This is a genomic window from Aeribacillus sp. FSL K6-8210, from assembly GCF_037963925.1.
GTDB classification, from domain to species: domain Bacteria; phylum Bacillota; class Bacilli; order Bacillales; family Aeribacillaceae; genus Aeribacillus; species Aeribacillus composti.
In genome coordinates, this window is the sequence record NZ_CP150172.1 from 2,330,831 (window position 1) to 2,348,915 (window position 18,085).

At 41.1% G+C, this 18,085-nt stretch carries 19 protein-coding genes; 1 reads left to right on the top strand and 18 read right to left on the bottom strand.

The window, feature by feature from the left end:
* Positions 1–35: 35 nt before the first annotated feature.
* The 18 genes from trmD to NSQ41_RS11215 all read right to left on the bottom strand — a co-directional run bounded on the left by trmD (position 36) and on the right by NSQ41_RS11215 (position 17,648).
* Entirely contained in the window at positions 36–770 is a 735-nt protein-coding gene (trmD, locus tag NSQ41_RS11130) for a tRNA (guanosine(37)-N1)-methyltransferase TrmD (protein WP_063388425.1), read from the bottom strand.
* The gene (rimM, locus tag NSQ41_RS11135) at positions 767–1,288 is read right to left on the bottom strand and encodes a ribosome maturation factor RimM (RefSeq protein ID WP_339209932.1); all 522 of its coding nucleotides are present in this window, start codon (positions 1,286–1,288) and stop codon (positions 767–769) included. Before rimM ends, trmD begins: the two co-directional genes overlap by 4 nt.
* A 10-nt stretch (positions 1,289–1,298) precedes the next feature.
* Positions 1,299–1,679 (bottom strand): YlqD family protein, encoded by a 381-nt coding sequence (locus tag NSQ41_RS11140; protein ID WP_063388427.1) that lies wholly within the window; start codon positions 1,677–1,679, stop codon positions 1,299–1,301.
* Positions 1,680–1,863: 184 nt separating this feature from the next.
* On the bottom strand, positions 1,864–2,094 hold the full coding sequence (locus NSQ41_RS11145; RefSeq protein WP_063388429.1) for a KH domain-containing protein: 231 nt from the start codon (positions 2,092–2,094) through the stop codon (positions 1,864–1,866).
* Positions 2,095–2,106: 12 nt separating this feature from the next.
* On the bottom strand, positions 2,107–2,379 hold the full coding sequence (gene rpsP / locus NSQ41_RS11150; RefSeq protein WP_063388430.1) for a 30S ribosomal protein S16: 273 nt from the start codon (positions 2,377–2,379) through the stop codon (positions 2,107–2,109).
* A 96-nt stretch (positions 2,380–2,475) separates the two neighbouring features.
* Positions 2,476–3,816 (bottom strand): signal recognition particle protein, encoded by a 1,341-nt coding sequence (ffh, locus tag NSQ41_RS11155; protein ID WP_066246533.1) that lies wholly within the window; start codon positions 3,814–3,816, stop codon positions 2,476–2,478.
* An 11-nt stretch (positions 3,817–3,827) separates the two neighbouring features.
* Entirely contained in the window at positions 3,828–4,160 is a 333-nt protein-coding gene (locus NSQ41_RS11160) for a putative DNA-binding protein (RefSeq protein WP_063388432.1), read from the bottom strand.
* 94 nt (positions 4,161–4,254) lie between these two features.
* On the bottom strand, positions 4,255–5,238 hold the full coding sequence (gene ftsY / locus NSQ41_RS11165) for a signal recognition particle-docking protein FtsY (RefSeq protein ID WP_063388433.1): 984 nt from the start codon (positions 5,236–5,238) through the stop codon (positions 4,255–4,257).
* 15 nt (positions 5,239–5,253) lie between these two features.
* On the bottom strand, positions 5,254–8,820 hold the full coding sequence (gene smc / locus NSQ41_RS11170) for a chromosome segregation protein SMC (RefSeq protein ID WP_339209933.1): 3,567 nt from the start codon (positions 8,818–8,820) through the stop codon (positions 5,254–5,256).
* An 86-nt stretch (positions 8,821–8,906) separates the two neighbouring features.
* Positions 8,907–9,647, bottom strand: coding sequence for a ribonuclease III (gene rnc / locus NSQ41_RS11175; protein ID WP_339209936.1), 741 nt, complete (start codon positions 9,645–9,647; stop codon positions 8,907–8,909).
* A gap of 113 nt (positions 9,648–9,760) precedes the next feature.
* On the bottom strand, positions 9,761–9,994 hold the full coding sequence (locus NSQ41_RS11180) for an acyl carrier protein (protein WP_063388436.1): 234 nt from the start codon (positions 9,992–9,994) through the stop codon (positions 9,761–9,763).
* Between the two features lie 63 nt (positions 9,995–10,057).
* Positions 10,058–10,801 carry a 3-oxoacyl-[acyl-carrier-protein] reductase gene (gene fabG, locus NSQ41_RS11185; RefSeq protein ID WP_339209938.1) on the bottom strand — a complete coding sequence of 248 codons (744 nt, stop codon included), beginning with the start codon at positions 10,799–10,801 and terminating at the stop codon, positions 10,058–10,060.
* Positions 10,802–10,803: 2 nt separating this feature from the next.
* The gene (gene fabD / locus NSQ41_RS11190; RefSeq protein ID WP_339209939.1) at positions 10,804–11,745 is read right to left on the bottom strand and encodes an ACP S-malonyltransferase; all 942 of its coding nucleotides are present in this window, start codon (positions 11,743–11,745) and stop codon (positions 10,804–10,806) included.
* A gap of 2 nt (positions 11,746–11,747) precedes the next feature.
* Positions 11,748–12,749: a phosphate acyltransferase PlsX gene (gene plsX, locus NSQ41_RS11195; protein ID WP_327862774.1), complete on the bottom strand. Its 1,002-nt coding sequence runs from the start codon at positions 12,747–12,749 to the stop codon at positions 11,748–11,750.
* Positions 12,733–13,335 carry a transcription factor FapR gene (fapR, locus tag NSQ41_RS11200; RefSeq protein ID WP_339209942.1) on the bottom strand — a complete coding sequence of 201 codons (603 nt, stop codon included), beginning with the start codon at positions 13,333–13,335 and terminating at the stop codon, positions 12,733–12,735. The genes plsX and fapR overlap by 17 nt, the downstream gene beginning before the upstream one ends.
* Positions 13,336–13,427: 92 nt before the next feature.
* On the bottom strand, positions 13,428–15,473 hold the full coding sequence (gene recG, locus NSQ41_RS11205; RefSeq protein WP_130156307.1) for an ATP-dependent DNA helicase RecG: 2,046 nt from the start codon (positions 15,471–15,473) through the stop codon (positions 13,428–13,430).
* Positions 15,474–15,600: 127 nt separating this feature from the next.
* On the bottom strand, positions 15,601–17,268 hold the full coding sequence (locus NSQ41_RS11210; RefSeq protein ID WP_339209943.1) for a DAK2 domain-containing protein: 1,668 nt from the start codon (positions 17,266–17,268) through the stop codon (positions 15,601–15,603).
* A gap of 17 nt (positions 17,269–17,285) precedes the next feature.
* The gene (locus tag NSQ41_RS11215; protein WP_063388443.1) at positions 17,286–17,648 is read right to left on the bottom strand and encodes an Asp23/Gls24 family envelope stress response protein; all 363 of its coding nucleotides are present in this window, start codon (positions 17,646–17,648) and stop codon (positions 17,286–17,288) included.
* 238 nt (positions 17,649–17,886) lie between these two features.
* On the opposite strand from NSQ41_RS11215, the gene rpmB reads away from it, so the two are divergent.
* The gene (rpmB, locus tag NSQ41_RS11220; protein ID WP_063388444.1) at positions 17,887–18,075 is read left to right on the top strand and encodes a 50S ribosomal protein L28; all 189 of its coding nucleotides are present in this window, start codon (positions 17,887–17,889) and stop codon (positions 18,073–18,075) included.
* Positions 18,076–18,085 lie beyond the last annotated feature (10 nt).

The window sequence follows — 18,085 nt, forward strand, 5'->3', positions numbered from 1 at the left end:
TATCTTATCATAGGAAACAAACCATTTGCAAGCATTCATTTCGCCTTTTTTATTTCTTCCAGCCATTTTTTTTGCTTTTCCGTTAAAGAATAGCCGTCCAATAAGTCAGGTCTGCGCTCCCACGTTCTTCGGAGCGATTCTTTTTCCCGCCATTCGGCTATTTTTTCGTGATGGCCTGACAATAACACATCAGGCACCTTCATCCCCCTGAATTCAGCAGGGCGGGTGTAATGCGGATGTTCAAGCAGTCCCGTTGAAAAAGAATCATTTTGGTGCGATTCTTCATTTCCGAGAACACCTGGTAGAAGACGCACAACACAGTCAATGATGACCATCGCGGCAAGCTCGCCGCCTGTCAGGACAAAGTCTCCAATTGAAATCTCGTCTGTCGCAAGAAAACGGATTCTTTCGTCGTAGCCTTCATAATGGCCGCAAATAAATATTAGATGATCTGCTTGAGCCAGCTGCTCTGCTTTTTTTTGGGTAAAGCGTTCTCCTTGCGGACAAACAAGTATGACTTTCGAATGCTGTGCGTTTCGCTTTTCTTTTACAGCCTCAACAGAATGAAAGATCGGCTCCGGCTTTAATACCATGCCGGCACCGCCACCGTACGGATAATCATCGACCGACTGATGCTTGTCTGTTGAATAATCTCGAAAATTAATAACGTTAATCGAAACAGCATCCTTCTCCTGAGCTTTTTTTAAAATCGATTGGTTAAAAACTCCAGCGAACATATCAGGAAATAAAGTCAGTACATCGATAATCATTTGTCCAATAACCCTTCCATAGGAAAAATGATGACTCGCTTCTCTTTCACATCAATATGTTTCACAACATCCTCGATATATGGAATCAACAAATCTTTTTTGCCTTTTTGTTTGACAACCCACACATCGTTGGCACCGGGCGTTAAAATTTCATTTATGATCCCCAGCTCATCGCCGTCTTCGGTATACACGGAGCATCCGATGATTTCATGAAAATAATATTCTCCTTCATCCAGGCTGCCAAGCTGGCTTTCTGGAACCTTTATGTCTGAGCCTTTAAACGGCTCAACCTCATTGATCGAATCATACCCTTCAAAAGACAATAAATCAAAATTTTTATGAATTCGATGAGATTTGACAATAACTTCAACAGGCTCTTTGTCTTTTTGAAAAATGTATAAACGGTTTCCGCGTTTATATCGCTCATCAGGAAAATCAGTTACGGAAACGACGCGCACTTCGCCGCGAATTCCGTGCGTATTGACAATTTTTCCGACTTGAAACCATTTTTCGGCCATATGATCACCTCTAGCGAATCTCTTTTACTACTCCATCTTCGATCACAATCGTTTTTTCATTCAGCAATTGATCCCAGTTGTCGCCTTCTTTTACTTCGATTACTGCGTTCACTTCCCGTTCTTTTAATTCGCTGCCTAGAGGGAGCATATCGATTTGCTGAAGCTTAAATTCCATCAACTTCATTTTTTCCTTTCTCTTGTTGATTTCCTGATGGTACTGGGAAATGATGGACTGGTTTTTTGTTGTTTTTTCAGCTTTTTTCAGCTGAAAATATAATTGATCGCATTCCCGTTTCATTTCTTCTTTTTTTGCCTGCCATTTATGAATCAGTTTTTCCTTGCTGTTTTCCGTCAATATTTGCTTTACTGTGATCGGATAAATGATTTTCATTCCTCTCTCCTCCAGTCATAAAATTGCTCCGAGGAGTATATTCATGGAAGATCCCTCCCGGCTTTTCCCTTCTGGCCAGAAGAGGGAGGTCTGGAATCGTCGCAATTTCAAATGTGATTTTTTGATCCTGCGAAATCAGCTTTTCTTCTTTTGTAAAAAAGGCGAGGAGCAATCCCCTCACCTTTTAATCATTAATTTTAAGCGTTACTCTCATTGATTTGCCGCTAGCCGCTGCATAAACGACCGTCCTGATCGCTTTTGCAATACGGCCTTGTTTTCCAATCACTTTGCCAATATCGTCTTGGTGAACAGAAAGAGTATATACAATTTCACCTTTTTTCTCCTCTCTGTTCACCTTGACTTCATCCGGATGATCAACAATAGCTTTGGCAATTGTTGTTATTAACTGTTCCATAATAATCACACATTATTTACTATATTTCGCATTGTGGAATTTTTCCATAATCCCTTGTTTCGAAAACAGGTTACGAACAGTGTCAGACGGTTTTGCACCGTTTTGAAGCCACTTAAGAGCCAATTCTTCGTCAATTTTCACTTCAGCAGGATCCTTTACTGGATTGTACGTACCGATCGTTTCAATGAAACGTCCATCTCTAGGAGAACGGGAATCAGCTACAACAATGCGATAAAATGGAGATTTTTTTGCACCCATGCGTTTTAAACGAATTTTAACTGCCATATTTTTTTACACCTCCGAAATATTTTCAACAAAATAGAATATTATCAATGATCAAAAAGTTTGTAAAGTGTTTTTTCTTAACAGAATAAATTTTTATTACATAAAAGGAAATTTAAATCCTTTTCGCTTGCCTTTTGTCATTGAAGTCATTTGCTTCATCATTTTTTTCATTTCTTCAAACTGCTTTAAAAGCCTGTTTACTTCCTGGACAGAAGTACCGCTCCCTTTAGCAATCCGTTTTCTTCTGCTTGCATTAATAATTTCCGGCTTCTCTTTTTCTTCTTTTGTCATGGAGCGGATGATCGCTTCAACGTGGCTTAGCTGCTTTTCATCAACTTGAATGTTTTTCAAGCCTTTCATTTTCCCTGCACCAGGCAGCATGGAAATCAACTCATCAAGAGGACCCATGTTTCTTACTTGTTCAAGCTGCTCTAAAAAATCATCGAAGGTAAAAGACATCGTCCTCATTTTTTCTTCCAGCTGCTTTGCTTTCTCCTGATCGACGTTCTCTTGAGCCTTTTCGATCAGAGTCAAGACATCTCCCATTCCTAATATACGCGATGCCATTCGTTCGGGATGAAACGGTTCGAGCGCATCCAGTTTTTCGCCCATCCCGGCAAATTTAATCGGAGCACCTGTTGCCGCACGAATGGAAAGCGCAGCACCGCCACGTGTATCCCCATCAAGCTTTGTCAAAATAACACCGGTAATGCCAAGCTCATCATGAAAGCTTTTTGCCACATTGACGGCATCTTGTCCAGTCATGGCATCGACAACGAGAAAAATCTCATCAGGATTTGCAGCTTCCTTCACCTGCTTTAATTCATCCATCAGATTTTCATCGATATGCAAGCGTCCGGCTGTATCAATGAGAACATAATCATGATGCTCATTTTTGGCATATTCCAGCGCCTGTTTGGCTATTTCAACAGGGCTTACCTTGTCGCCGAGTGAAAATACAGGCATGCCAAGCTGCTTTCCTAATGTTTCTAATTGTTTAATGGCTGCAGGACGATAAATATCAGCTGCAACAAGAAGCGGGTTTCGGTTATGTTTTTTTCGCAAGTAGTTGGCAAGCTTTCCAGTCGTAGTCGTTTTCCCTGCACCTTGAAGGCCCGCCATCAAAATCACCGTCGGCGGCCGTTTGCTTACGGCAATTTTGCTCTGCTCGCCGCCCATCAGCTCGGTCAGCTCTTCTTTCACTACTTTGATAACTTGCTGGCCTGGTGTCAAGCTTTTCATGACTTCCTGGCCAACAGCCCTTTCGCTGACTTTCTTAATAAAGTCTTTGACGACTTTATAGTTGACGTCCGCTTCCAAAAGAGCAAGACGAACTTCCCTCATCATTTCTTTGACATCCGCTTCAGAAACCTTTCCTTTGCCGCGGATTTTAGCCATCGTGTTTTGCAGTCGGTTGGCTAATCCCTCAAAAGCCATGGCGGCTCCTCCTAATCCAGTTTTTCCAAAAGATGAAGTAGTCGGTCAAATTCTTCCTTCATTTCCGATTGGAAAGGCAGACCTTTCAGCTTTTCAATTATTTTTTTACGCTCTTGAAATTTCTTGAACAGCTGAAGCTTCTGCTCGTATTCCTCCAGCATCATTTCCGTCCGTTTTATGTTGTCGTACACTGCCTGGCGGCTGACGTTGTATTCTTCAGCAATTTCACCTAGGGAGTAATCATCCAAGTAGTACAGAGACATGTAACTTTTTTGCTTTGGCGTCAACAACGACTGATAAAAATCAAATAAATAATTCATCCTCGTTGTTTTTTCAAGCAACATCAACACCCCCTGTTGTTAAGTGAATTGCCTTTACATGTTTTTAGTGTATCGATTCTAACTGTAGATGTCAAGTTTTTTTCTTAACACAATTACGTTACGCTTCATCTACTAAATCGGCAAACAGCCCATAAACATATTTCTCTGCATCAAATTTCTCAAGATCGTCCATTTTTTCGCCAAGCCCCACCAGTTTTACAGGAATGTTCAGCTCATTTCGAATGGCTAGAACAATTCCTCCCTTCGCAGTGCCGTCCAATTTTGTCAAGGCAATTCCAGTGACATTTGTCGCCTCCGAAAACTGTCTTGCCTGGCTCATTGCATTTTGTCCGGTTGTCGCATCAAGGACAAGCAGCACTTCATGCGGAGCACCTGGAATTTCCCGTTCGATAACCCGCTTTACTTTCTCAAGCTCTTTCATTAAATTCATCTTATTTTGAAGCCGTCCAGCAGTATCACATAATAAGACGTCTACTTTTCGAGAGCGAGCGGCCTGAATGGCGTCATACACGACGGCAGCAGGATCAGAGCCTGCCGATTGTTTAATCACATCTACGCCAACCCGATCCCCCCAAACTTCCAGCTGTTCGATGGCGCCTGCTCGGAACGTGTCGCCGGCAGCAAGAAGGACAGATTTTCCTTCTTCTTTTAATCGATGTGCAAGCTTTCCGATCGTCGTCGTTTTTCCAACACCATTGACGCCAACAAACAATACGATGTTTAACCGGCCGTCTTCAATGTTTAAATCGGTAGGAGCGCCGTCTTCTCCTTGGTAAATTTCAACAAGCTTTTCGGAAATGGCAGCGCGCACTTCCTTCGGTTCTTGAATGTTTCGCCTTTTCACTTCCATTTTCAATTCATCGATCAAGTCCATGACCGTTTGAACGCCGACATCGGCAGTAATCAAAATTTCCTCTAATTCCTCGAAAAATTCTTCATCAACCTTTCGATAGCGCGAAACAAGTTCATTTAAGCTTTCTGTAAAAGAGCTTCTCGTTTTTTCAAGCCCTTCTTTAAATTTTGCCGTTACTGAATCCTTCTGCTTTGAAATTTTTTCTTTTAATTTCTTAAAAAAACTCATTTATTTTTCTTCCTTTCACGACGATTTCACATATCTAACTGTATCTTCCAAGCGGACGGATACAACTTTTGACACTCCCGATTCTTGCATTGTCACACCATATAAAGCATCCGCTTCTTCCATCGTCCCTTTCCGGTGGGTGATGACAATAAATTGAGTATTCTCACTGAAACGCTTCAAAAATTTAGAAAATCTTTGAACGTTTGCTTCATCCAATGCCGCCTCTACTTCATCGAGAACACAAAACGGAACAGGACGTACCTTTAATATGGAAAATAGAAGGGCAATTGCAGTCAAAGCGCGTTCGCCTCCGGACAGCAGGCTTAAATATTGCAGTTTTTTCCCTGGAGGCTGAGCAATAATGTCCACTCCGGTGTTTAACAGATCGTCGGGATTTGTCAAAATTAAATCCGCTTTTCCGCCTCCGAACAGTTCTTTAAAAACGATATCGAATTGAGAACGTATTTTGGCAAACATTTGGGAAAACTGCTTTTTCATTTCTTCATCCATTTCGGCGATGACTTTAAAAAGAGTTTCTTTTGCATTCAATAAATCGTCCCTCTGTTCTGTTAAAAACTCATGCCGTTCACGCACCCGCTCGTACTCATCAATTGCCCCTAAGTTTACGGTTCCAAGCTCTTCTAATGCCAGTTTAATCAGCTTTACTTTTTTCTTCGCCTCTTCTTTCTCCATCTGTAAAGGAAAGCGGGCCTTTGCTGCTTCAAAAGTTAGCTTATACTCATTTTGCAAATAATTCAAGAGCTGATCAAGCTCCACATCCAGCCTGTTTAATTTCACTTCTTCATCTTTTAGAACGTCCGTCAGTTGTTTATGAGCGCGCTTCAGTTCTTTCCATTCTTTTTCTTCTCGTTCCAGCTCTTCTTGCATGCTCATTCGCTGGCGTCTGCGGGATGCGATCAATTCAATTGTTTTATTTTTGTCCTCCAGCTTCTCCTTTTTTATTTCTTCCAATTGGATTTCACCTGAGTGGTCGCGGTCGATTTCATCCAATAATAGTTGTAAATCTTTTTCCGCCTCTTTCTTTTTTTGATTCGCCAGATGATATTCTTTTTCAAGGCGTGCTAATTGTTCCTTACTATTTTTAAAGGATTCCTCTTTTCCTGCAAGAATAATTTTGAGCTCTGTTATTTCCTGCATCCATTCTTCCTTTGATTTTTGCTGTTTCTCCTTCTTCTCGGCCAGCTGACGAATCTCTGAATCTAGCTGTTGTATTTGTCCTTCCATTTGTTCGATGGAGGACAGCAATTTTGTTTTTCTTTCATCTAGCTTCTCCTGTTCTTCTACATAGGCGATTTTTTCAGCATCGTAAAGCTTCAAATGATCATTAATATTTCGCTCTTTTAATTCAATTTCCCTCAAGCTGCCCTTCAAAGCTTGCTCTTCCATTCGCAAAGAAGATCCTTCTTCCCGCAGATCATCAAGTTCTTTCTCTTTTTTGGCAATCGATTGCTTCAGATTTTTTACTTCTTTTTCGAGCAAAGCTGTCTTTTCTTCCATTTCCGCAATTTTGTCGCGAATCGACTCAAGCTCTCGGTTTTTGGTAAGGAAAGAAGGTGATTTCTGCTTCACCGCTCCTCCTGTCATCGATCCGCCTGGATTGACTACATCGCCTTCAAGCGTAACAATTCGGTGCGAGTACTGAATTTGTTTGGCAATCGCATTTGCCCCTTCCAACGTTTTTGCAATAATAACGTTTCCTAACAGATTTTCTATGATCGGCTTATATGCTGATTCATATTCCACGAGTTGAGACGCTATCCCGATAAAATCAGGATGGCTTTCTGCAATCGAAAGCTGATATTTCGGGATTGAGCGGCCTTTGATGACAGATAAAGGAAGGAACGTCGCTCTGCCGAATGCATTTTTCTTCAAAAACGCAATCGCCTGTCTTGCCGATTCTTCATCGTCAACGACTATATGCTGGCTTGCCGCGCCAAGAGCAATTTCAATGGCTGTTTCATATTCATGTTTCGTTGTCAACAGCTCGATAGCAGCACCATGTATGCCTTTTAGCTTGTTTTTTGCTTTTAAAACTTCACGGACACCCTGGAAGAAACCGGTATAATCCTCCTGCATCGCCTCTAGCATTTCTTTTTTTGATTTTGCTTTTTGTAAATATTGATATGCTTGATAAAGCAGCGATTCCTTCTTTTCATATTGTTGTTTTAGGCTTTCCAACGTTTTTAAGCCTGTATGATAAGAGGAAAGCTGATTTTGCAATGTTTTTCCGATTTTAGAAAGCTGTGCTTCTATTTTCCCTTTCTCTTTTTTCAGCTCTTTTCTTTCGGAAATATATTTTTCGTTTGCCTCGTCTAAGCGGTCTGCTTTGACTTTTCGCAAGCTTAGCTGCTCCTCAATATAATTGATTTCATTTCGAGCGCTTGCCAGTTCATTTAATTTTTCAAAATAGTCACTTTTTAGCTGCTCAAGCTTTTCCTCGATGTTTCCATCCAGGCTTAGCAGCTCGTTTTCTTTTTTTTGCAGGAAGGATTTTAGTTCTTTTACTTCTTTTTCGCATGTTTCATAGACGCTTTTTTGCTCTTCTTTTTCTTTTAATAATTGATTTATTTGTTCAGTCAGCTCAGCGATTTGCTCTTTCAACTGCTGTTCGTTTTGCGCCGCATGTTTTTTTCTTTCTTTTAAAACTTCTTTTTTCCCTTCAAGCTTCTCCAGTTCTTCGCTTGCCAAAAGAAGAACTTGCTGCAAATCATTGATTGATTCATCCAATGCACTGATTTGATCCCGCATTTCTTCCAGATTCGCTTCTTTTTTTTGTATTTGCGATGTCAGCTCTAGTTCGCGATCGCGATTTTCTTCGACCGAACGCTTCAATGCTTCCCATCTATCATGAAGCTCTTCAATTTCATGCGCGAGAAGAGCGACCTCATGCTGCTTCAGTTCTTCCTTTTTATCCAAATAATCCTTTGCAATAGATGCCTGCATTTTAAGGGGCTCAATTTGCGCATTCAGTTCATATAAAATGTCTTGAACTCTATTTAAATTTTCTTCAGTTTCAGCAAGTTTTATTTCAGCTTTCTTTTTTCGGGTTTTATATTTTAGCACACCAGCCGCTTCTTCAAAAATTGTCCGCCGATCTTCCGGTTTCGCGCTTAAAATTTCTTCAACCTTTCCTTGGCTGATAATTGAAAACGCTTCTTTTCCGAGACCGGAATCCATGAACAGGTCGATAATATCTTTTAAGCGGCAAGATTGCTTGTTTATAAAAAATTCACTTTCTCCAGAGCGGTAAACTCTTCTTGTCACACTTACCTCATGATAATCGATCGGCAAAAACTGATCGCCGTTATCAAGAATTAAAGTGACTTCCGCCATATTTAAACGTTTGCGAGTATCGCTTCCAGCAAAAATAATATCCTCCATTTTGGATCCTCTTAATGATTTTGCTGATTGCTCCCCAAGAACCCATCGAATAGCTTCTGTTATATTCGATTTTCCGCTCCCATTTGGGCCGACAACAGCGGTAACACCGCCAGCAAAATCAACGCTGATCCGATCTGCAAAAGATTTAAATCCTACGATATCTAAACGTTTGAGGAACATGGTGATCCCCTTTCATTCCAAATAAGTCTTTCCTATTTTACCATAACAAAAAATGATCGGAGCAATATCAATAAAAAATCCCCCGTTTATTTTTGGGGGAATTCGCCTAATTTTTGCAATCCTTGTTCAGCTGCATGCTGTTCTGCTTCTTTTTTGGAACGGCCCACTCCTGAACCGATCACCTCTCCGTTTAAAGATACGGTTGCAACAAATTCTTTATTATGAGCGGGGCCTTTTTCTTCCAAAATTTTATAATCCAAAACACCTTTTCCGTCACGTTGAATAAGCTCTTGCAATCTGCTTTTAAAATCCATCACATGAGAAAAAGCACCTTCGTCGATTTTCGGGAAAACGACCTTATTTAAAAAAGAAGTGACTGACTCAAGACCTTGATCCAAATACAAAGCGCCGATAAATGCCTCAAAGACATCAGCTAAAAGAGCTGGACGACCGCGTCCCCCAGTCATTTCCTCTCCTTTTCCGAGCAAAACGAGTTCGCCAAAAGAAAGCTCGTTGGCAAAAGTAACAAGCGATGGCTCGCAAACAATGGCAGCTCTCAGCTTTGTTAAATTGCCTTCAGACATTGTCGGATATTTTTTATACAAGTACTCCGAAACCGTCAGCTCCAATACTGCATCACCTAAATATTCCAGCCGTTCATTGTCTTCATACGGTTTTTTGCGATGCTCATTCACATAGGATGAATGTGTAAAAGCCTGAAATAAGAGCTTTTCATTCGTGAACGTAATGCCGATTTTTGCTTGGAAATCACGAAACTTTTCTATTTTTTTAAAAAAATTTTTTTTAAAATTTGTTTTGTTAGGCATACGTTACCTCCATTTTCTAAACAAATGAAACAACCTCTACTTTATGTTAACAAAAAAAGGGATGAAAAGGGAGAAAGCCCCGCAAAGATACGGGACTTTTTAAAAACATGCAATTATAGTTTGCTCTGTATGTAATTAACTGCATCCCCTACAGTCACAATTTGTTCCGCTTCTTCGTCGGAAATTTCCATGCCGAACTCATCTTCTAATTCCATAACAAGTTCAACAACGTCTAGGGAATCAGCGCCGAGATCGTCTTTAAAAGAGGATTCAAGCTTTACTTCAGATTCATCAACTCCGAGACGGTCGACGATGATCTTCGTAACACGCTCCAATACATCTGCCATAACTTTCACCTCCCTCCAGTATTATAGAAGATTTGTCTTCATATTACTACAACGAATTCAAAATTAATACATGACCATTCCGCCGTCGAGACAAAGTGTTTGCCCTGTCATATAGGAGCTTTTATCAGAAGCAATGAATGTTACCATATTGGCAATATCATTCGGCTCGCCGAAACGTCCGAGCGGAATTTGTTTGAGCATTTCATTTCTTATTTGTTCAGGGAGCTGATCCGTCATATCGGTTGAAATAAAACCTGGCGCTACAGCATTTACTGTAATATTTCGGCCCGCCAGCTCCTTCGCAGTCGTCTTCGTCAGTCCGATAATCCCGGCTTTAGCCGCTACATAGTTTGCCTGGCCAGCATTACCAGCTATACCGACGATCGATGCGATGTTGATGATCCTGCCGGAACGCTGCTTCATCATTTGTCTTGTGACCGCTTTTGTACAATTGAAAACGCCTTTTAAATTTATGTTGATCACGTCGTCCCATTCTGATTCTTTCATTCGCATAAGCAAATTATCTTTCGTGATTCCGGCATTATTTACAAGAATGTCGAGACGGCCGAATCGTTCGATTACTTCATTGACCATGCTGTTTACTTCATCAGCATTTGCAACATTAGCGCGAATGGCAAAAGCTTTCCGTCCTAAGGATTCAATTTCTTCTACCACTTCATTGGCTTTTTCCTCATTACCAGAGTAATTTACAGCAACATCCGCGCCATTTTTTGCAAGATCAATAGCAATCGCTCGGCCGATTCCGCGGCTTCCTCCCGTTACAAGGGCCGTTTTCCCTGAAAGCATAATCATACCTCCTTTATGTCATGAACAACTGCTTCTAATGATGACAAATCAAAAATATTGTATGTTTTAACGCTGCGATCCACCTTTTTGACAAGACCTGTCAGAACTTTTCCAGCACCGATTTCAATAAACGTTGTCACCCCTGCTTGAATCATCGACCGTACACTTTCTTCCCATCGAACAGGAGAATAAAGCTGCTCTATCAAAAGGCTCTTGATTTCATCTTTATTTTGAACAGGAGCAGCAGTCACGTTTGCGATGACAGGAACGGATGCATCTTGAATGGTCACTTCATCAAGCACTTTTGACAGCTCGTTGGCAGCCGGCTTCATCAATTCAGAATGAAATGGACCGCTTACTTCCAGCGGGATTACCCGCTTGGCGCCCTTTTCTTTAGCAAGCTCTCCAGCTCTTTGTACTCCTTCTTTTGTTCCAGAAATAACGATTTGCCCGGGACAATTTAAATTTGCCAGTTGTACTAGTGTGCCTTCATTCGAGATTTGTTTTGTTATGTTTTCAAGTTCTTCCTGCACCATACCTAAAACGGCAGCCATGGATCCTTCTCCTGCAGGAACCGCTTTTTCCATCAGTTCACCGCGCTTTCTTACAACATAGACTGCATCTTCAACTGTCATGACGTTTGCCGCCACTAATGCTGTATATTCACCCAGGCTGTGTCCGGCAACATAATCAAAAACAACTTCATACTGTTTCAATGCTTCAAAAATCGCAGCGCTTGTCGTCAGCAGTGCAGGCTGTGCATTGTATGTTAACGTCAATTCTTCTTGCGGACCGTTGAAAATAATAGAAGTTAAATCAAAGTCTAAACGTTCATTTGCTTTTTGAAAAATTTCCTTGGAAATGGGAACTTGATCAAAAAAATCTTTTCCCATACCGACTTGCTGAGAGCCTTGTCCCGGAAACAGAAGAGCAGTTTTCCCCATTGTCAATCCCCTTTCAATTGCATGTTCTGAATCGTTTCTTCTATCGTTGAAGATACGGAGTTTGCCACTATTTCCCGAGCCTGGCGAATAGCATGAAAAATAGCCAGCTCATCGGATGAACCGTGGGCTTTGATCACCGGTGCTTTCAGCCCGAATAAGCAAGCCCCGCCATGCTCTGAATAATCCATTTTTTTCTTTAGTCCTTTTAATTTCGGCTTCAAAACAGCTGCAGCAATTTTCGCTGTAAAAGAGCTTGTCAACGCCTCTTTCATCATGGCAAATACCGAAAGTGCTGTGCCTTCAATGGCTTTCAAAGCAATGTTTCCTGAAAAACCGTCCGTTACTACAACATCAGCCGCTCCTTTCAGCAGGTCGCGCGCTTCTACATTGCCGACAAAGTTGATCGGCGATTGAGACAGAAGTTGAAAAGCCTGTTTAGCTAATTCGTTCCCCTTTTTTTCCTCCGTTCCAATGTTGAGCAAGCCAACTCTCGGAGATTTGATCCCTCTCACCTTTTCTGCATAAACGGAGCCCATGATTGCATACTGCTGCAGATGTTCCATTTTCGCATCTGCATTAGCGCCGACATCGAGCATCACAAAGCCTTTTCCATCAAGGGTCGGCAGCGTTGGTGCCAGCGCCGGCCGGTCGATGCCGTTTATACGGCCGATAATAAACAGACCGGCAGTCATAAGCGCGCCTGTATTCCCAGCTGAAATGCAGGCATCCGCCTTTTTGTCGCGAACTCTTTCAGCCATAATGACCATCGACGCATTTTTTTTTCTGCGCACAGCCCGAACAGGTTCGTCGTCATTTTCAATTTTTTCTTCTGTATGAAAAATAGAAACGTTTGTATGTCTACCTTCTAACAATGGAGTGATCAGCGACTCATTTCCGATTAATTCAATTTCCAAATCAGAAAATTCATCAAGCGCTCTTAATGCTCCTTTTACAACCGCTTGAGGCGCGTTGTCTCCCCCCATTGCATCAATAGCTATCTTCATGTTTTGCCCCTTCCTTTTTAGATTGATTCGCAGATCTGAACATTTCAAATTCACCTGAAAAAACGAGTTCGTTGCCGACATAGCTGTTTACTTCAACAAACGTGCGGCCTTTATCTCGGTCAATGCGAGTGACTTTTGCTTTTGCGACAACGCGCTCATTTTCTTTTACTTGCCGTGTGAAACGGATTGTCGCTTTAGCCGTTAATGCCAATTCATCATCAATGCAAGCGACGGCAAGAGAGTTCGCTTGTGCAAATAGATGATGGCCGCGTGCAATTTGATTTCGGCTAAAAACATGCTCTTTTTTAACATCAAAAATCGAAATAGCTGATTTATCGAGCTCAAGATCAATAATTTCACCGATCACTTCATCAATCGGAAGGGATTTGACTTCATCTTCAAGTTTTCGTTCAGCGACATGCTTGATTCGTTCTCTTAATTCCGGGATCGACAGTTCTAGTCTGTCCAAACGGATGGTTTGGACGCTGACACCAAATTTTTCAGCTAATTCTTCATCTGTAATAAAAGGCGTTTCTTGAATTGTTTCCAACAATAAACGCTGTCTTTCCTTTTTACTGCGTCTCATTTTTTACACCGTCCGACTAGTATTAAGACTAGGTACTAATAACAAGTATATATTCAAAGAAATAAGTTTGCAACAATGAATTCTTTTTTTGGCTAATCCAGCTTCTCTCCGCTCAACACTCCGGAAGCCTCTAAATCATCGCGGAGCGGCGCAAATTGTTCATCTTTCCAAAAAGCATCAGACTGAATCAGTTGGGCAGCGTCAGATCTCGCAGTTTCAAGCGCTCTGTAATCATGGACCATGTCGGCGATTTTAAACTCTGGTATGCCGCTTTGTTTTTTGCCGAAAAAATCTCCTGGACCTCTAAGCTCCAAATCTTTTTCAGCTAAACGGAAGCCGTCATCTGTTTCCGTCATAATTCTCATTCTTTCTTTTCCTATTTCTGATTTCGGATCTGAAAGCAGTATGCAATAGGATTGCAAGTTTCCCCGGCCAACTCTTCCTCTCAGCTGATGGAGCTGGGCAAGACCAAACCGCTCCGCATCGTAAACTAACATGACCGTGGCATTCGGTACGTTTACGCCCACTTCCACTACTGTCGTGGAGACAAGAACTTGCACTTTATTTTCGCTAAAATCCATCATCACCTGATTTTTCTCTTCTTGTGACATGCGCCCATGCAAAAGGCCGATTTGAATTCTGCCCTGATAAAATTGAGTTAATTGACTGTGCACTGTCACAGCATTTTCAACATCCAAATTTTCCGATTCTTCAATTAACGGACAAATCACATACGCTTGATGGCCCTTTTTCACTTCTTTTTCAATAAATATTAGAATTCGGGTTAACATTTCCGGCCGAACCCAATATGTTTTTACCTTCTTTCTTCCGGAAGGCATTTCATCAATGATGGAAACATCCATTTCGCCAAATGCAGTTATAGCAAGAGTTCTTGGAATAGGAGTTGCCGTCATAAATAACACATCTGGGAATTCTCCTTTTTCCCGCAATATTCTTCGCTGATTGACGCCGAACCGATGCTGTTCATCCGTAATCACAAGCCCTAAACGGCAAAAATTCACTTCCTCCTGAATAAGGGAATGCGTCCCTATGATCATGTTAATGTCCCCGGATTTTAACTGAAGAAGCAGCTCTTTTCGTTTTTTCCCTTTGATTGAGCTTGTTAATAAAGCGATGCGGACAGACGTATGCGAAAAAAGATTTGACAATGATTTCGCATGCTGCTCAGCTAAAATTTCCGTCGGAACCATCAATGCCGCTTGATAGCCGCTTAACACAGCGGCATACATCACAATGGCAGCAACTGCGGTTTTCCCTGATCCAACATCTCCTTGAAGAAGGCGGTTCATCCTGTAGGGTGAAGACATATCGGATAAAATTTCCGAAACGACACGCTTTTGTGCGTTTGTTAATGAAAAAGGAAGCGTGTCGATAAAGGATTGCAATTCTTTTCGATCAAAATGATGAGAAATTCCTCTTGAGGAAGACCTGCGAAAATGTTTAATCGCCTGCATTTTCAATTGAAATAATAAAAATTCTTCGTAAACAAATCTTCTTCTTGCCTGTTTCAGTTCATCGGCATTTTTGGGAAGGTGCATGGCTCTTACCGCTTCTTCTTTCATCGGCAATTTATATCGCTTCCTGAGCATTTCCGGCAAATTTTCTGGAATAAAACTGGAATACGACTGGATGGCGGTCCTGATAATCCGTTTTAGCTCTGAAACAGTCAGCTTTCCGCGGACTGAATAAACGGGTTCTACTTCTTGATTTTGCTTATGAGGCCCAAAATGAATCTGTTGAACATTGACAGTTTGCCGATTGCGGTCCCAAATGCCAGAGACGGTAACAACTTGATTGATAGCAAGCTTCTGTTTGTAATATGGTCTATTAAAACAAACTGCAGTGACAACATAACGGCCGACAAGCAGGCGAAAGGAAAGACGCGACCGCTTCTTTCCGTAATAGGTCAGCAATGGCTCGCTGTAAACCTTTCCTTCGACTGTCACTCTTTCTTTATGCTTCACTTCAGCAAGATCCTTTAAACGGTTGTCTTCATAGCGATTAGGAAAATAATAAAGCAAATCAGAAACAGTATGTATTCCCATATCATGCAGCAAACGTTCTGTTTGTTCTCCTACCCCTTTAACCGCTGTGACCGGTTGTAGCAATTGGTTCATGTTCTGTTTGCAGCTTTGAACTTAGCCGCGGGAAACCTCCTTTAAAACCGTTTGAAATATCGATATTTAGTTTACCAAAAATACTTAAACCGTGAAATAAAAAGAGGAAGGCCGAAGCCCTCCTGCTCTACTCAACTGAAAAAATATAAGAATATAATGGCTGATTTCCATTATGAACCTCAATTTCGATATGTTCATAATGATTTTCAACATGTTGGACTAATTGGTCTACTTCGTTTTCGGATGCATCTTCTCCTTGGAGAATCGTCAATATTTCATCCTCTTCATCGATCATTTGATCCAACAATTTTTTGGCAGCTTCAAGCTTGCTTTTATCTTTTGCGACGATGGTTTTCTCGTAAATCCCCATGAAGTCTCCTTTTTCTATCGCAAGTCCGTCAATACTTGTATCCCTTACAGCATATGTGACTTGTCCTGTTTTCACATTCCTGCTTGCTTCCTCCATCGCCTTTACGTTTTCCTCTAAACCGAGTTCAGGATTGAAAGCCAGCAGGGCGGATAATCCTTGAGGAACGCTTTTCGTTTCAATGACTCTTATATTTTTATCAGTTATTTGTGCCGCTTGATTGGCTGCCAAAATGATATTGGAATTGTTCGGCAAAATAATAATATTCTCTGCGTTCAACTGTTCGACAGCCTTTACAAAATCTTCCGTACTTGGATTCATCGTCTGGCCGCCTTCAATAATTTTTGTTGCACCAATTGATGTAAAAAGATCGGAAATTCCCGAGCCCATGGCAACCGCGATAATTCCGTACTTTTCATTTTTGGGTGCCGTCGGTTCAGTAGATAGTACATTTTCCGTTTGATTATTGACAATTGTACTATGCTGCTCGCGCATGTTTTCAATTTTCATATTCAATAAGCTACCGTAGCGCTGCCCGTATGTCAATACCTCGCCAGGCTGTTCAGAGTGGATATGTACTTTGACAAGTTCATCATCGGCAATTACTAAAAGCGAATCTCCGAACCGGGATAAATCTTCGCGAAATTTCTTTTCAGAAAACGGCTCTTTTTCTTTTTCAAACCGAACCATAAATTCTGTACAATATCCATATTTAATATCTTCTGTATTAATATGACTTTGTGCATTTTTATGATGCTCTGCACTTACCAGTTTGTCCATCGAAGGAAGCTTAGGGGATTCGGAAATTTTCTCTCCCTTTAATTCTGCCAAAAATCCCTCGTAAATAAATACAAGTCCTTGTCCACCGCTGTCCACAACGCCTACTTCTTTTAGGACAGGCAGAAGCTCAGGCGTTCTCTTTAATGACTCCTTTGCTTCTTTTACCACTTCTTCCATAACAATTGTCAGATCATCGGTTGATTTAGCTGTTTTAACAGCTTTTTTCGCAGCATCTTTTGCAACCGTTAAAATAGTCCCTTCAACAGGCTTCATAACAGCTTTATAGGCAGTATCAACACCTGCTTGAAAAGCTTTAGCAAATTCATCCGCATTGATCGATTCTTTTCCTTCAACCGCTTTTGCAAACCCACGAAAAAGCTGGGATAAAATAACCCCAGAATTTCCACGCGCGCCCATTAACAGACCTTTTGCAAATGCTCCAGCTACAGAACCGATATTTGATGAAACATGTTTTTGTACTTCTTTTGCTCCAGCTGTGATGGATAAATTCATATTTGTTCCCGTATCACCATCCGGAACAGGAAAAACGTTTAACGCATCCACCACTTTCGCATTATTAGATAGATGATTCGCTCCTTGAATCACCATTTCCGCAAAGCGCTTCCCATCAAGCAAAGTATTGGCCACAAATGTTTCCTCCTTCTCTACGGATTCGTTACACGAACCCCTTGCACATATATGTTAATCGAATCGACAGATAATCCAAGAATTTGATTTAATGTATATTTCACTTTTGTTTGAACATTATGAGCAACTTCTGATATTTTTGTTCCATAGCTGACAATAATATACATATCAATATGAACGCTCTCTTGTTCTTGGCGGACGATCACTCCACGGCTGAAATTTTCTCGCCGTAAAATTTCTGAGAGTCCGTCTTTAATTTGATTTTTGGAAGCCATTCCGACAATTCCGTAACAATCAACAGCTGCACCGCCGGCAACTTGTGCGACTACATCATTCGAAATTTCGATCTGGCCATATTTCGTTTTTAATTCGATGGACATTCGAGTTCCTCCTTTAGCATACGTTCATTACAAACATTTTACTATATGATGATTTGGATTTAAAGAAATGTCATGGCTCCCTACATAATAAGAGCATTAATACATGATGATGTCAAGCGTAAATTCTTGAAAGTGAGGTGAATTTATATTGCAATGATCAAGGGTGTATGTTACATTATTATAGTATCTTGAAACATTGTCAAAATAGCAATTTCCTTGCAAGTTAGGAGGTATAGAAATGGCTCGTAAATGCGTGATTACTGGCAAAAAAACAAGCTTTGGCAATACGCGCTCTCACGCTATGAACGCTTCAAGACGCAAATGGGGAGCGAACCTTCAAAAAGTGCGAATTCTTGTGAATGGAAAGCCAAAACGTGTATACGTTTCTGCACGTGCTCTTAAATCTGGAAAAGTTGAGCGTGTATAAAACAAAAGTT